This is a genomic window from Paenibacillus sp. OT2-17 (assembly GCF_009827695.1).
Lineage (GTDB): Bacteria > Bacillota > Bacilli > Paenibacillales > Paenibacillaceae > Paenibacillus > Paenibacillus polymyxa_B.
Genome location: NZ_WUDQ01000022.1, coordinates 1 through 14,628 on the forward strand (window position 1 = coordinate 1; position 14,628 = coordinate 14,628).

At 46.8% G+C, this 14,628-nt stretch carries 14 protein-coding genes; 9 read left to right on the plus strand and 5 right to left on the minus strand.

Annotated features, from left to right (window positions below; genetic code table 11):
* On the plus strand, positions 1-390 hold a 390-nt coding region (locus GRP75_RS07055), incomplete at its 5' end, for an NAD(P)H-dependent oxidoreductase (RefSeq protein ID WP_160788944.1).
* 10 nt (positions 391-400) lie between these two features.
* Entirely contained in the window at positions 401-862 is a 462-nt protein-coding gene (locus tag GRP75_RS07060) for a hypothetical protein (protein WP_160788945.1), read from the plus strand.
* 81 nt (positions 863-943) lie between these two features.
* On the opposite strand, the gene GRP75_RS07065 is transcribed toward GRP75_RS07060, so the two are convergent.
* Positions 944-1,675, minus strand: coding sequence for a ZIP family metal transporter (locus GRP75_RS07065; RefSeq protein ID WP_053326102.1), 732 nt, complete (start codon positions 1,673-1,675; stop codon positions 944-946).
* Between the two features lie 281 nt (positions 1,676-1,956).
* Between GRP75_RS07065 and trxB the strand changes: the two genes are divergently transcribed.
* The 5 genes from trxB to GRP75_RS07090 all read left to right on the plus strand — a co-directional run bounded on the left by trxB (position 1,957) and on the right by GRP75_RS07090 (position 7,801).
* On the plus strand, positions 1,957-2,898 hold the full coding sequence (gene trxB / locus GRP75_RS07070; RefSeq protein WP_160788946.1) for a thioredoxin-disulfide reductase: 942 nt from the start codon (positions 1,957-1,959) through the stop codon (positions 2,896-2,898).
* Between the two features lie 58 nt (positions 2,899-2,956).
* Positions 2,957-3,187: a glutaredoxin family protein gene (locus tag GRP75_RS07075; protein ID WP_160788947.1), complete on the plus strand. Its 231-nt coding sequence runs from the start codon at positions 2,957-2,959 to the stop codon at positions 3,185-3,187.
* 363 nt (positions 3,188-3,550) lie between these two features.
* Positions 3,551-5,440, plus strand: coding sequence for a beta-glucoside-specific PTS transporter subunit IIABC (locus tag GRP75_RS07080; protein WP_034095096.1), 1,890 nt, complete (start codon positions 3,551-3,553; stop codon positions 5,438-5,440).
* 50 nt (positions 5,441-5,490) lie between these two features.
* A complete protein-coding gene (licT, locus tag GRP75_RS07085) occupies positions 5,491-6,327 on the plus strand; it encodes a BglG family transcription antiterminator LicT (protein ID WP_023990314.1) in 837 nt (278 codons plus the stop codon).
* 16 nt (positions 6,328-6,343) lie between these two features.
* The gene (locus GRP75_RS07090) at positions 6,344-7,801 is read left to right on the plus strand and encodes a glycoside hydrolase family 1 protein (protein ID WP_071558242.1); all 1,458 of its coding nucleotides are present in this window, start codon (positions 6,344-6,346) and stop codon (positions 7,799-7,801) included.
* A gap of 71 nt (positions 7,802-7,872) precedes the next feature.
* Here GRP75_RS07090 and GRP75_RS07095 read toward each other — a convergent pair whose 3' ends face one another.
* On the minus strand, positions 7,873-9,045 hold the full coding sequence (locus GRP75_RS07095) for an ROK family transcriptional regulator (RefSeq protein WP_160788948.1): 1,173 nt from the start codon (positions 9,043-9,045) through the stop codon (positions 7,873-7,875).
* Positions 9,046-9,178: 133 nt separating this feature from the next.
* Between GRP75_RS07095 and xylA the strand changes: the two genes are divergently transcribed.
* Together xylA and xylB are read left to right on the plus strand one after the other, a co-directional pair.
* Complete coding sequence (gene xylA / locus GRP75_RS07100) at positions 9,179-10,495, plus strand: xylose isomerase (RefSeq protein ID WP_013311966.1); 1,317 nt, start codon at positions 9,179-9,181, stop codon at positions 10,493-10,495.
* A gap of 48 nt (positions 10,496-10,543) precedes the next feature.
* A complete protein-coding gene (xylB, locus tag GRP75_RS07105) occupies positions 10,544-12,067 on the plus strand; it encodes a xylulokinase (RefSeq protein ID WP_160788949.1) in 1,524 nt (507 codons plus the stop codon).
* 89 nt (positions 12,068-12,156) lie between these two features.
* Here the strand turns inward: xylB and GRP75_RS07110 are convergent, their stop codons facing one another.
* From GRP75_RS07110 to GRP75_RS07120, 3 genes are read right to left on the minus strand one after another with little or no spacing between them, the layout of a single operon-like run.
* Positions 12,157-12,333 carry a FeoB-associated Cys-rich membrane protein gene (locus GRP75_RS07110; protein ID WP_071558244.1) on the minus strand — a complete coding sequence of 59 codons (177 nt, stop codon included), beginning with the start codon at positions 12,331-12,333 and terminating at the stop codon, positions 12,157-12,159.
* 36 nt (positions 12,334-12,369) lie between these two features.
* Complete coding sequence (feoB, locus tag GRP75_RS07115; protein ID WP_071558245.1) at positions 12,370-14,379, minus strand: ferrous iron transport protein B; 2,010 nt, start codon at positions 14,377-14,379, stop codon at positions 12,370-12,372.
* A complete protein-coding gene (locus GRP75_RS07120; protein ID WP_016820309.1) occupies positions 14,370-14,615 on the minus strand; it encodes a FeoA family protein in 246 nt (81 codons plus the stop codon). Before GRP75_RS07120 ends, feoB begins: the two co-directional genes overlap by 10 nt.
* Positions 14,616-14,628: the final 13 nt, after the last annotated feature.

A 14,628-nucleotide genomic window follows, 5' to 3' on the forward strand; every position in this document is an offset into this window, starting at 1 on the left:
GGTTGCCCGGGCCATTTTGGTACCATTAGTAGCGGTCTGAAAAGCTGGATTGATAAGCTGGGGTATCTGTGGGCACAGGGCAAGCTGGTGGATAAAATCGGCGCTGTGTTTTGCACAACCGCTACTGTTCATGGTGGATTAGAATCCACACTTCTGAATTTGATTACTCCGATGCTTCATCAAGGCATGATTGTTGTAGGACTGCCAGCTAATATTACGGAAAATGCGTTATACGGCTCCTATTACGGCGTAGGGATAACATGTCCGGTGGAGACAGACCCCAATGGACCGCCTAATCTTCCAACGGGTGATGATCTTGCACTAGGTCGCTCTTTGGGCAAACGGGTCGCTGAGATAGCGGGACGGTACCGTAGCGCTGAAAGAGAATAGGAGGCCGCCGATGACCATTGCTTTTATCGTAGTAGCTGCGGTTGCCTTTATTTTTTTGCTGGTATTTAATACGAAGATGACGCGCAAGTCCTCTCCCAAGACTCACCCCACCGAAGAGGATACACGGCAAAGAAGCAAACGTCCTTATCCTGTGCAGGCGGAACCCGAGGTGCGTGAATTGACAGATCATACGCGAGAGATGCAGCATAAAAATCTCGACGTCGAAGAACACCATGCCGAGGAGCATCGCAATATGCCGGATATCCAGACGGATAAGAAGGTGGAAAAGGATCGCGAGAACATCAAAGGTGCTTACGGGGATCAGGATTATCGTGCGGCTTTACGTGGTTTTGCTGGAAAAGACGAAGAAAAGGATGAACGTTCCCAAATATCTAATGGAGAGAAGGAGACTCACAAAAGTGAGGATGAGCAGTACCGTGAAGCACTGCGCTCCATGAACCAAAAAAAATGAGGTACCTTCATGTGAACATGCCAAAAAGGCTGCTTATCTGTCTGGATTACAGGCAGAAGGCAGCTTTTTTGTGTTGCTCGGCTATAGCCATTCGGTTAGCCCAATCATTGTAATCAAGCCGAGAATAAAAGAGAATGTGGCGATCCGCTGGTTGCCATCCCCGTGACTCTCGGGAATCAGTTCCTTGTAGACGATAAACATCATGGCTCCGGCGGCAAAAGCAAGCCCGTAAGGTACCAGTCCGTTCACCCAGCTACTCAAATAAAACCCGATCAAACTCGTTATGATTTCCACGGCTCCAGTGAGGGTAGCAATGCCCAATGCCTTGAAACGGCCGATGTTTTGATTCACAAGGAATAGTGCTACGATAAAGCCTTCCGGGGCATTTTGCAGGCCGATAGAGAAGGCGATCAGATTGCCGAGATTGTGAGTCTCACTTGCATAGCTGACTCCCACGGAAAGCCCTTCTGGCAAATTGTGCAATGTAATAGCTGCGATAATGAGAAAAGATTTGGACTCCAGATGAAAGGTCTTGGAGTCCGGGTCCTCCAAATCCGCATGGGGAATGTACATTTCCATCACCAGTAATACGAGACAGCCGAGCAGGATTCCCGCAGTCAGCACGAACCAATTGGAATGCTCGATCGCTTCGGGAATGAGGTTATACACGGATGCAGAGGTCATAATTCCTGCGGCATAAGCCAACAAAACATCGCGAAGCCGATGCGTGATATTACGCATAAATAGTATGGGCACGGCGCCGAGTCCAGTGGACAGGGCAGAAATAAAGCTACCTACAAAAACGTCATTCATAATCGGGATAATCCCTCCATACCTAATTTATCTTTAAGCTTCGCTTCATGAAAACTTCATTTGACTGTTTACAGCTATTTCCGCATAATGAAATTAGGATTTAGAATCAGTCTAAGTCATAAGAACCTACAAAACAAGTGATTCGTTTTTGCAATATCCGGGTGTCCACATTTTGGGATAAGCTTTTGGTGGAATTACTTTTAGAGTATATGCAGCTGCCCAGCGCCCGGTACCGAAAACTCGTTATATAATACTTATGATATTTTAGGAGGAACCAAGATATGTACAAGTCCATTATTATAGGTACCGGCCCTGCCGGTTTGACCGCTGCAATTTATCTGGCACGCGCTAACATGAGCCCACTGGTGATCGAAGGACCACAGCCAGGCGGACAATTAACCACGACTACGGAAGTCGAAAATTTCCCAGGTTTTCCTGAAGGAATCATGGGGCCCGATTTGATGGATAATATGCGTAAGCAAGCGGAGCGTTTTGGCGCTGAATTCCGCACAGGTTGGGTAAACAAGGTAGACACAACTGCTCGTCCATTTACATTGGATGTAGAAGGTTTGGGTGAACTGGTTACCGATACACTGATTATTTCCACAGGGGCGACTGCCAAATATTTGGGTATTCCCGGTGAACAGGATAATATCGGACGTGGCGTAAGCACTTGCGCAACATGCGACGGCTTCTTTTTCCGTGGCAAAGAAATTGTTGTCATCGGCGGTGGAGACTCTGCACTGGAGGAAGCCAATTTCCTGACTCGTTTTGCCTCCAAAGTAACGTTGGTGCATCGTCGTGAAGAAATGCGCGCCTCCAAAATTATGCAGGATCGTGCTCGTGCGAACAACAAAATTGAATGGGCGCTTAATCGTACTCCTGTAGAAGTGATCGCTGACGAGAACGGAGTCACTGGCTTGAAAGTGCTGAATAATGCAACAGACGAAGAGGAGATCATTACAGTTAGCGGCGTATTCGTGGCGATTGGTCACCATCCGAATACAGGCTTCCTCGAGGGGCAAATTACAACGGATGCGAACGGTTATATCGTCGTAAATCCGGGGACTTCCGAAACAAACGTGCCAGGCGTATTCGCTTGTGGCGACGTACAGGATACACGCTACAGACAAGCAATTACCGCAGCAGGTAGTGGATGCATGGCTGCTATGGACAGCGAGAAATACATCGAAAGCTTGGAGCACAGCGCACTGGCCCTGTAATGATCTTCGCAAGGTTGAATAAATATGATGTAACAAAATAAATGATGAGGTGATATTCATGGAAAAAGCAATTGTATACACATCTACAAACTGCCCGCATTGCCGTCAAGTAAAAAGCTATTTGAGTGAAAAAGGCGTGGAGTACGAAGAACGCAACATTGAAACCAATGAAGCTTTTGCTCAAGAGGTTTGGGATATGGGCATTCGTGCCGTTCCATTGACTTTGATCGGGGAAGAACGTATTTCCGGTATGAACAAAATCAAGTTTGAAAAAGTGTTGAACGCTTAATCCAACCTAACAGCAGATGACGGTCCTATGATCGTTATATGGTTTAATAAGACCCTCATTGCAGTTACATGCTGCGATGGAGGTCTTTTTACTTCTTTTTACAAAGAGAGAATTTTGTCGAAAGTATTGCATCTGTAGATAATCGGTGCTATATTTTAATTGTAAGCGCTTAAAACCCGGGTTGCTTCTATGTAACAATTCATCAATGCACCATTAATTATGACTTCTAATTAACTAAATAGCACAATATCCAATAAAGGCGTGTTACTGTTCGGCAGGCAAGACCTAGATTGGGTAGGATATTTTTCCCTACCCTTTTTAGGTCTTTTTTTGTTCCTTATTTTAAGAAGGTAGGTGTAACTCATGAATTACAAAGATATCGCACAAGCCATTTTTAACAAAGTGGGTGGGAACGATAATATTAACAGTGTCATTCATTGCTCTACTCGATTACGGATGACGCTTCGTAAGCCGGAATTGGCACAAACAGATGAAATTAAAGCTTTGGACGGAGTTATGGGAGCCGTGAATAGCGGTGGACAATATCAGGTCATTATAGGAAATGATGTAGGCTATGTCTACAATGAGCTAGTCAAATTGCTGGACCCGAATCAATCGTCTTCCGATGAAGCCGAAAAAGTGAAGATGGATCGAAGCTTTAAGGGATTGTTCAATAGTTTTGCGAGTATGATTGCAGGTATTTTCCAGCCCATTATTCCGGCCATTGCTGCATCAGGGATGTTAAAAGCACTGCTCTTGCTATGCACAGTAACCGGAATCATGAGCAAGGAAAGCCAAACGTATATGATCCTAAGTGTAATCTCGGATGCGGCATTTTATTTTCTGCCTATGCTGCTGGCTTTCTCCAGCGCGCAGAAATTCAAGACTAATCCATTCGTATCCGTACTCCTAGGGGGTGTGCTACTTCATCCGAACTTAATCAGTTTGCTAGGAGGTGAGAAAGCTGTCACATTTGCGGGCCTGCCCGTAGCATCGGTACAATACGCTACCTCCGTTATTCCTATTATTTTGACCATATGGCTTATGTCATACATTGAGAAATTCGCTGATAAAATCTCTCCCGGACCTGTGAAAATATTTCTAAAACCATTAATCGTCATTCTGATTGTCGCACCTGTTTCTCTCATTGCCTTAGGACCTCTAGGTACGTATTTGGGCTTAGGTATGTCCAACGGTGTATTCTGGATTCAGGAACGAATCGGCTGGCTTACAGTCGTATTGATGTCTATCGTGATGCCGCTAATCGTCATGTTCGGCATGCACAAAGTATTCTATCCTATTATTTTTGCTGCGCTGGCTTCACCAGGATATGAAACATTGGTACTGGTTGCCATGTTGGCTTCCAATATGGCCCAAGGCGCGGGTGCATTTGCCGTCTCGCTGAAAACGAAGGATCCCAAGTTCAAACAAATTGCTTTGTCCGCAGGTATTTCAGGGGTATTCGGCATTACGGAACCCGCTTTGTATGGCGTACATTTACGCCTGAAAAAAACACTGTTCGCCTGTATGATTGGAGCCGGGGTTGCCGGATTGTTTGCAGGCCTTATGAATTTAAAAGCTTATGCAGCTGTGGGTCCAGGTTTTGCATCACTGCCGATGTTTATCAGTGAAGATCACTCTAACCTGGTATATGCGCTTATTACGATGGCTATTTCGATCATTGTGACTTTTATTGCAGTTTATATGATCGGCTTTCAAGATACGGTTACCGAACCGGCTAAAAAAGAAGCTCGTCCCGAGCCTGCTAAAGCACAAAGTATAAGTAAAAGCTTCAAATCTAAAACCGTTATTTTCGCACCTATGGAGGGCACCGTAATTCCCTTACAACAGGTCAAAGATGAAGCATTTTCTCAGGAAGCAGTGGGTAAAGGGATGGCTATTCAACCAAGTAGCGGAAAAGTGGTCGCACCTTTTGACGGCATCGTAGCAAATGTATTCCGCACCAAGCATTCCATAGCCTTAAAATCAGTTGAAGGCGTAGAACTGCTCATTCACATCGGTTTGGATACCGTTAAGCTGAAAGGCCAGCATTTTACTGTGCATGTACAGGAAGGGGACGAAATTAAGCATGGACAACTTCTAATTGAATTTGAACTTGAAGCTATACAAAGGGCGGGGTATGATACGATAACTCCGATTATTGTGACCAACACGGCGGACTATCTGGAAATCATGGGTCATGAAAGTTCAGAAAAGACAGGGCCGGAGAAGCCTCTAATTACTGTACTTTAACAGTGTGTTTGTTGGGGGAATCAAGCCTGGAAAGTGAGATGTCGCTGGATATGAAAGTAATTAAAGTTCTCAATACGAGTATTGTTCTTGCCAAACGTGAGGATCACAAAGAAATTATCGTGATGGGGAAAGGGATCGGCTTTAAAAGCAAACCTGGTGACTTCGTCGATGAGAACGAGATTGAAAAGATATATGTTCTTGAAAATGAAAGCATGTCTTCTGATCTGACGGCGCTAATGAAGGAAACACCCAAAGAGTATTTGATTCTGGCAGACGAAATCATATCTTATGCCAAAAATAAACTATCCAGTCACTTGAACGAGCATTTATATGTATCCCTGACAGACCATCTGTATATGGCAACCAAACGATTTAAAGAAAATATGAAGATTCAGAATCGGATGCTGTGGGAGGTCAAAAAGTTTTATCCGGAAGAGTTCGGTATTGGCTTGTATGCGCTCTCCTTGATTGAAAAGCGTATCGGTCTAGAACTGCCTGAAGAGGAAGCGGCGAATATCGCCTTTCATTTGGTTAATGCTCAACAAACCGATAACAATATGAACCAGGTTTTATTGATGACCAATACGGTCAAAGACATTTTGAACATCATTAAACTGCATTACCAAATCGAACTGGATACCCACAGCATCAACTATTCGCGTTTTCTAACGCACCTTCAATTTTTTGTTCAGAGATTACTTGAGCATAAAATGTTGGATTCTCAAGATCCAGAATTAATGAGCCAAATTGTGAACAAGTACCCTGAAGAAGAGAAGTGTGCGTTATCGATTCAACAATATATTGAAGCCAAATTCGAACTTTTGATCCCGGATGAAGAACTTATGTATCTGATCATTCACTTAAAACGAGTCATAAGTAGAAATTAAAGAGGAGGAGCTAGAGATGACAGAAATAAAAAGAACATTTCCGAAAGGCTTTTTATGGGGAGGAGCGATAGCCGCAAATCAGGTGGAGGGCGCCTGGAATGTCGATGGTAAAGGGATATCTACAGCAGATATGGCTATTTACAAAAAGAATGTGAGCAAAGCTGATTATAAAAAACACAATTCAATGACTGAGGAACATATCCAAAAGGCGATGCAGGACACGTCAGATCATGATTATCCCAAACGTCAGGGAATTGATTTTTATCACCGCTATCCCGAAGATTTAGCATTGTTTGGTGAAATGGGATTTAAAACGTTGCGAGTTTCTATTGCTTGGACGCGTATTTTCCCCAACGGAGATGAGGACAAGCCCAACGAGGCTGGACTGCAATTTTATGATCGGCTGTTTGATGAAATGCATAAAAACGGGATAGAGCCACTTGTCACCCTGTCCCATTACGAAATGCCAATGTATCTTGTAAACCATTACGGAGGCTGGACCCAACGGAAAGTTGTAGATTTCTTTATCCATTTTTGTAAGACTGTATTTAAAAGATACCAAAATAAAGTAAAGCACTGGATCACTTTTAATGAAATAGATAGTATCGTGCGCCATCCGTTTACGAGCGGTGGTATTTTACCGGAGCGCTTTGAAAATGTAGAGCTAGCGGTTTATCAGGGTCTGCATCATCAATTTATAGCTAGTGCTCTGGCCGTAAAATACTGTCACGAAATCATTCCAGATTCTAAAATCGGCTGTATGTTAACCCGGCTAACGACGTATCCGCACACCTGTAATCCGCAAGATATTCTGGCAGCGTTTAAAGATAATCAGTTCAACTATTTTTTCACGGATGTACAGGTTCGCGGAGCGTATCCCCATTATATGAAACGCTTCTTCCGTGAAAAGGAAATCGTGATTGAAAAGCTCGAGGGTGACGATGAAATTTTGAAGACGCATCCGGTGGATTTCATTTCCTTTAGTTACTATATGTCGTTGGTTGCTAGTGCGGATAGTGAAGGCATGGAAAAAGTCAGTGGGAATACGATTGGCGGCGTTAAAAATCCTTATCTGGAAACGAGTGATTGGGGCTGGCAGGTTGACCCGGTCGGCTTGAGACTTTCTCTGAGTGAGCTGTACAGCCGCTATGAAGTACCATTGTTCATTGTAGAAAATGGTTTGGGGGCATACGACAAGGTAGAGGAAGATGGTAGTATTCAGGATGATTACCGTATTGATTACTTCCGTGCACATTTTGAACAAATGCATGAAGCGATTCTAGACGGGGTTGAACTCATGGGTTACACCAGCTGGGGAGCGATCGACTTGGTCAGTTATTCCTCATCTGAAATGGAAAAAAGATACGGATTTATATATGTGGACAAAGACAATGACGGTAACGGGACACTAGAAAGAAAACGAAAAAAGAGCTTCTACTGGTATAAGGATGTTATCTCCAATAACGGGTTGTAAGAAGAGGATTTTCCAAAATCTCGAGAAAAGTGGGCGTACAGGAACTTGAGTGTTCCCGTACGCTTTTTTTCTTATAAAGATACGCGTACACGCCCGAGAAAAGGAGCTGTTGCTGCATAGGCGGCACCTAGCATCGTCGAACGGCTGCCAAGCGTGGAGAAACGAATCTGTAGTTGCCGACGGTGATAGGGCAGAGCACGTTCGTCAATCACTTCACGCATACTTTGCTCCAACCAAGGTCTGGCTTCCGCCAGTGGACCGCCGATGATAAGCATTCCGGGGTTGAGGCTGTTCACAATGTTGGTAATACCCACACCCAAATATCGCCCAATATCACTAAGGACGCTTAATGTACTCGCTTCACCTTGCTGAGCAAACGGCAGTAATTCCGCTGTATTATGTGCAGGCAGTTTCAATGTGGATGCTGCGTACGCCTTCTCCGAAGCATACAGCTCCCAGCAGCCGCGACTACCGCAAGAGCAGAGCCGTCCGTTCCAATCAATGGTCATATGACCCGTCTCCCCGGCGTACCCCCAAGCTCCTTGATACGGCTTGCCGTCAATGATAATCCCGGCCCCGATCCCGGACCCTGCACTGATGTAGACCAGATCCCGCACCAGCTGTCGGTGATCACCGTCCATACCATAGTACAACTCGCCCTGTGCGCCGACGTTGGCTTCGTTATCCACTACGACGGGCAGACCTAGCTCGGCCTCAAGCTGCCGCCGCAGCGGAACCTCTTCCCAGCCCAGATTGGGTGCGAACAAAACGGTTCCGGTTTCATCCACCATACCCGGTACCCCCAGCCCGATGCCGACGATACCATGAGGGGAGGGAGGAGTGACCTGCATGAGCTCCTGAACGAGCTTTCGAATCTGTTCCATAACAAAGGCAGGATCATGCTGGGTTAGGGAAAAGGTAAGCTCGGTTTCAATGGTACCTGCCAGATCGGTCAGAGCGCCCTTGATGTACTGTACACTCACCTCAATACCGAGTACAAAGCCTGCACGGCTGTTGAACAGTAGCATAAAAGGCTTACGCCCGCCGCTGGATTCCCCTAATCCCGTCTCATACACAAGTCCATCGGTGATGAGCTCTGCCACCAGATTGGAAACGGTGGCCTTGTTTAATCCAGTTTGACTGGATAACTGTGCCCGGGATAGCGGAGCATGAAGGCGAATACGCTCCAGCACAATGGATTTATTCAGCTTTTTGACAAGCGCCTGATCGCCAGTGACATTCATGTTAATTCACTTCCTGTTGGTGTAATTCCTGATATTATATCATAAAAACAAACTTAGTTTAAGCAATAGACAAAGTCTTTTAGCTGTGCTAGAATCGTTTTTGTAAACGTTTACTATAAAGGAGGAACTTATAATGGCTTATTTCGAACAGGTATCTAAAATTAACTTTGAGGGCAAGCAATCCGACAATCCTTTTGCGTTCAAATTTTATAATCCACAGGAAATTGTAGCGGGAAAAACGATGGAGGAGCATTTGCGTTTTAGCATGGCCTATTGGCATACACTGGTTGCAGGCGGCTCTGATCCTTTTGGTGTAGAAACAGCGGAACGTCCATGGTCCAAGTTTACCGGGCTGGATTTGGCGAAGGCACGTGTAGAAGCTGCCTTTGAGCTACTGGATAAGCTGAATTTACCTTATTTTGCTTTCCACGATGTGGATATTGCACCAGAAGGCGCGTCATTGAAGGAATTTTACAGCAATTTGGATACCATCGTGGATCTGATTGAGGAACATATGAAAGCTACGGGGAAAAAACTGCTGTGGAATACGGCGAACATGTTTAGCCATCCACGTTATTTGCATGGAGCTGCGTCGACTTGCAATGCAGATGTATACGCACACGCAGCTGCTCAGATTAAAAAAGGGTTGGAAGTGGGCAAACGTCTGGGCGCAGATAACTATGTTTTCTGGGGAGGCCGTGAAGGCTACGAAACACTGCTGAACACGGATTTGAAGCTGGAGCAGGATAATTTGGGACGTATGTTCCATATGGCCGTAGACTATGCGCGTGAAATCGGCTTTGACGCTCAGTTCCTGATTGAGCCAAAACCGAAGGAGCCAACGAAGCATCAGTATGATTTTGATGCGGCGACGACGATTGCCTTCCTGCAAAAATATGATCTGGATCAGCATTTCAAGCTTAATCTGGAAGCTAATCATGCAACTTTGGCGGGGCATACTTTTGATCATGAAGTACGTGTAGCACGGATTAACGGCATGCTGGGATCACTGGATGCAAATCAGGGAGATTTGCTGCTGGGCTGGGATACGGACGAATTCCCAGTTGATCTGTATGATGCCACACTGACCATGTATGAAGTGCTGCAAAATGAAGGCTTGGGCCGTGGCGGTATCAACTTTGATGCCAAGGTGCGCAGAGCATCATTTGAGCCAGAAGACTTGTTCCTTGCGCACATCGCAGGTATGGATACGTATGCGAAGGGACTGAAGGTAGCCGCCAAACTGATCGAAGATCGTGTGTTTGAAGACTTTATTGAGAAGCGCTACAGCAGCTTTAAAGAAGGTATTGGAGCAGACATCGTATCCGGAAAAGCAACGCTTGCTTCTCTTGCTGAATATGCTTTGGCGAACGAAACACCACGCAAAAACGTATCCGGTCGTCAGGAATATCTGAAAGCAACATTAAATCAATACATTTTAGCTGACTAATGCCAGAACTTATAAGGGCAGTACGATAACAGGGAAGGAGGAACTCCAATGCAGGAGAAGCTAAATCAGGAGCAGGAACGCTATGTCATCGGCGTAGATTTGGGTACCAGCGCGGTCAAAACGGTGCTGGTTAACCGCAAGGGACAGGTGTCTTATGAAACCTCTCAGTCTTATCCGCTCCATCAGCCGAAGGCAGGGTATAGCGAACAGCACCCTGAGGACTGGGTCAGTGGCACGTTAGCATCACTGAAACAGCTTGTGGAGAAGGCTGGAATCGGCGGCACAGATGCCGTGGACGGTATTAGCTTTTCGGGACAGATGCACGGGCTTGTGCTGACTGACAAGGAAGGCCAAGTGCTTCGTCCGGCTATTCTGTGGAATGACACGCGTACAACAGCACAATGCCGTCGTATTGAAGAAAAGCTCGGATCGGAGCTGCTGAACATCGCACGTAATCGCGCGCTGGAAGGCTTCACGCTGCCCAAGCTGCTGTGGGTGCAGGAGCATGAGCCAGACGTGCTGGCCCGTGCGGCACATTTTATGCTGCCCAAGGATTATGTGCGCTACTGTCTGACAGGAGAGCTGGCGACGGAGTATTCGGATGCGGCGGGCACGCTGCTGCTGGATATTGCGAACAAGCAGTGGAGCGAAGAGATCGCTGCCGCGTTTGACCTACCGTTGTCGCTGTTCCCGCCGCTAGTGGAATCCTTTGATCAGACGGGTACGCTACTGCCGGAGATTGCGGAGCAGAGCGGGCTTTCGCCTGAAACGAAGGTCTTTGCAGGTGGTGCGGACAACGCATGTGGCGCGATTGGCGCCGGCATTTTGAGCGAAGGCCGCACCCTGTGCAGTATCGGCACCTCAGGGGTTGTACTTTCTTATGAGGAACGCAAGGATATTGATGTGCAGGGGCGGGCGCATTTTTTTAATCATAGTGAGCAGGATGCTTATTATATTATGGGGGTTACGCTCGCGGCCGGATACAGCTTGACTTGGTTTAAGGATACCTTTGCACCAGAGCATTCTTTTGATGCACTGCTGGCAGATGTGAACTCTATTGAGCCGGGCAGCCAAGGGCTGCTGTTCACGCCTTATATCGTCGGCGAACGTACACCTCATCCAGATGCAACCATTCGAGGCAGCTTTATCGGGATGGATGCGGGGCATAAGCTTGCGCATTTTACACGGGCGGTACTGGAGGGAATTACGTTTTCGCTCAAGGAATCCATTGATATTCTCAGAGGAACGGGCAAAACGGTGAACGAAGTCATTTCCATCGGCGGCGGTGCACGTAATGAGGCATGGCTGCAAATGCAGGCAGATATTTTTAACGCGGATATCATCAAGCTGGAAAGCGAGCAGGGACCTGCCTTGGGGGCGGCCATGCTGGCTGCTTATGGTAGTGGCTGGTTTGAATCTCTGCAAGCGTGTGCTGAAGCTTTTCTGCGTGAAGCAGCGAGATATTCACCGAACCCGGAACGTGTGGTACGGTATGAAGGCCTATACGAGCTGTACCGTGAAGTTTACTTGCACACGCGAGAGCTAAGTGAGCATTTGGCAGTATATCGGTGAATACGGTGAGCTTTAAGCGTAAAATAAGAAGCGGCTTCGGGTGTAAGAAACCCCCGGAGCCGCTTTTTTCATGTGATGATGAGTTTGAATTAAATACTTTTCTTGATTTTCGCATGATCTTCATTCATAGAACTCCCGGCACAGCCAGGACATGACTTGCTCGACGAACACCCCGCACAGGCGCCTTGACGGCTTTTTCGCAAAAATCGTACCAGTACCCACGCACTATAACCGAGGATCGCCAATAAAATGATGATATTGATCATGGAATCCACTTCCTTTTATTTACTGTAGGGGCTGACTTAACCCCAACCTAATAATCTGCCACATTGATAGATCAAGACGGCGATGATATATGCGACGGTCAAAGGATAGATCACAGAAAATGCGGTCCAACGCCACGAAAGGGTTTCTTTACGAATGACCGCTACCGTAGCCAGACACGGAACATACAACAGAATGAACACCATAAAGCTAAAAGAGGCAAGCGGTGTAAAGGCCTGTCTGACCTGTAGTTCAAGTCCCTGCATATCAGGAACGTGGTAAATAATATTCATCGTTGATACGACAACTTCCTTGGCCATAAAGCCCGTGAGCAGGGAAGCACCTGCTTGCCAGGTGCCAAAACCGAGAGGTGCCAGTAATGGAGCGAACCAACCTCCAACGGTGGCAAGCAGGCTGTCATCCATTTCTGCCCCGAAGCCCTGCGGACCGAAATTGGACAAGAGCCAGATGCCAACGGAACCTGCAAGAATAATGGTTCCAGCTTTGCGGACGAAGCCTTTGACCTTCTCCCATGTGCTGCGGAATAGTGTAAGAGCCTGCGGCACTCGATAGGGAGGAAGTTCCACGATGAAGAGGGAGGGCTCACCCGACAAAATGGATACTTTGGAAAAAATTTTGGCAAGTATAAGTGAAACGATGATTCCCAACACATACATTAGCATGATGATGCTTGCCGCATGTGTTGGGAAAAACACACCCGCAAACAACGCATATACCGGCAGGCGGGCCGAACACGACATAAAGGGCACCAACAATGTTGTAATGAGACGTTCTCTGGGCTGTTCAATGGTGCGTGCCGCCATAATCGCAGGGACATTGCAGCCAAATCCGATGATGAAGGGAATGAAGCTTTTCCCGTTCAAGCCAACGGATTGCATCAGGCGATCCATTAGTATCGTGACCCGTGCCATATACCCGGAGTCTTCGATCACTGAAATTATCAGAAATAAAATAGCAATTTGAGGCAGAAAAACAAGCACACCCCCGACTCCAGCCACGATGCCGTCCACGACTAGACTTTGTGTAAAAGCGGACGCGTTCAAGTGAACGAGTAACTCAGAAATCCAAGTGCTGAGTGTCCCTGAAAAAAATCCATCCAACATATCTGAAAGGATCGTACCCGCCCAATCGAAGGTGAACTTGAAGGTAGCGTACATCAGCAGCAAAAAGATCGGAACCCCCAGATATCGGTGAGTTAATAGTGCATCCAGCCTATCCGTCAAGCTGTGCGGTCTGAGTTTGGAGGTGTCGAGTGCCTTGGTGCACAGATCAGCAATCCATGCTGTTCGTACAGAACGAATATGCTGAGCAGGGGTGATGGCATGGCCTTCACCGAGAAGTTCTTCCTCGCAACGGTGGATGCGCACAGTTACTTGTTCACGCTGTACCTCATTCGTCATCCATTCCATGACGACAGGATTGCCTTCCAGACATTGCAGTGCGGCCCACCGCAGTTGCGGCACAGGTGCATTTGGCAGCAAGTCGCAAATATCGGTAATAGCAGCTTCAACGGCAGGGCCATAGTCCAATTGAAAAGCATTGGATGTACGTCTTACCTCCCGAAGAGAAGCGAGCATTTGCTTACTTCCACTGCCTGTACGCGCCACCATAGGAATGATGGGAACGTTCAACTGATCGGCTAACAATTCCTTGTTTACACGAAGACCCGTGGCATCGGCTACGTCAGTCATGTTTAAGCCAAGTACAAGCGGACGGCCATACTCCAGTAGTTGTACGGTTAGATAGAGATTACGCTGGAGCTGGGAGGCATCCACAATGTTGATCAGGGCCGTAGGAGGTTCTTCCAGCAAATATCGGGTTGCGACACCTTCATCCAGCGAAAGAGGGAGTAAAGAATAGGCGCCCGGCAAATCCACCAATACGGCGGACTTGTCACGCAGGATTCCTGTTTTCTTTTCCACTGTGACGCCGGACCAGTTTCCTACTTCTGCATACGTACGAGTCAGCTTGTTGAATAATGAGGTTTTTCCTGTGTTGGGATTACCGAATAGAGCGATCATGTCCATGTTGGAACAACCTCCAGTTGCTTCACTTGATTTTGACGGAGGCCAACCAGCTGGCCGTTGCATTCAATGACGATAGGACCGCCCAATAAACTGATTTTCTTTAATCGTATGATGGAACCTTCGTTGATACCCATATCTGTTAAGCGGCGGCGCAATGAGGGATGAAGAGGGGCAAGAGATTGCAAACGCACAGTCTGACCCAGTGGCGTACGAAGGAGTGAGATACATTCTGGCATGGTGCTCAGCCTT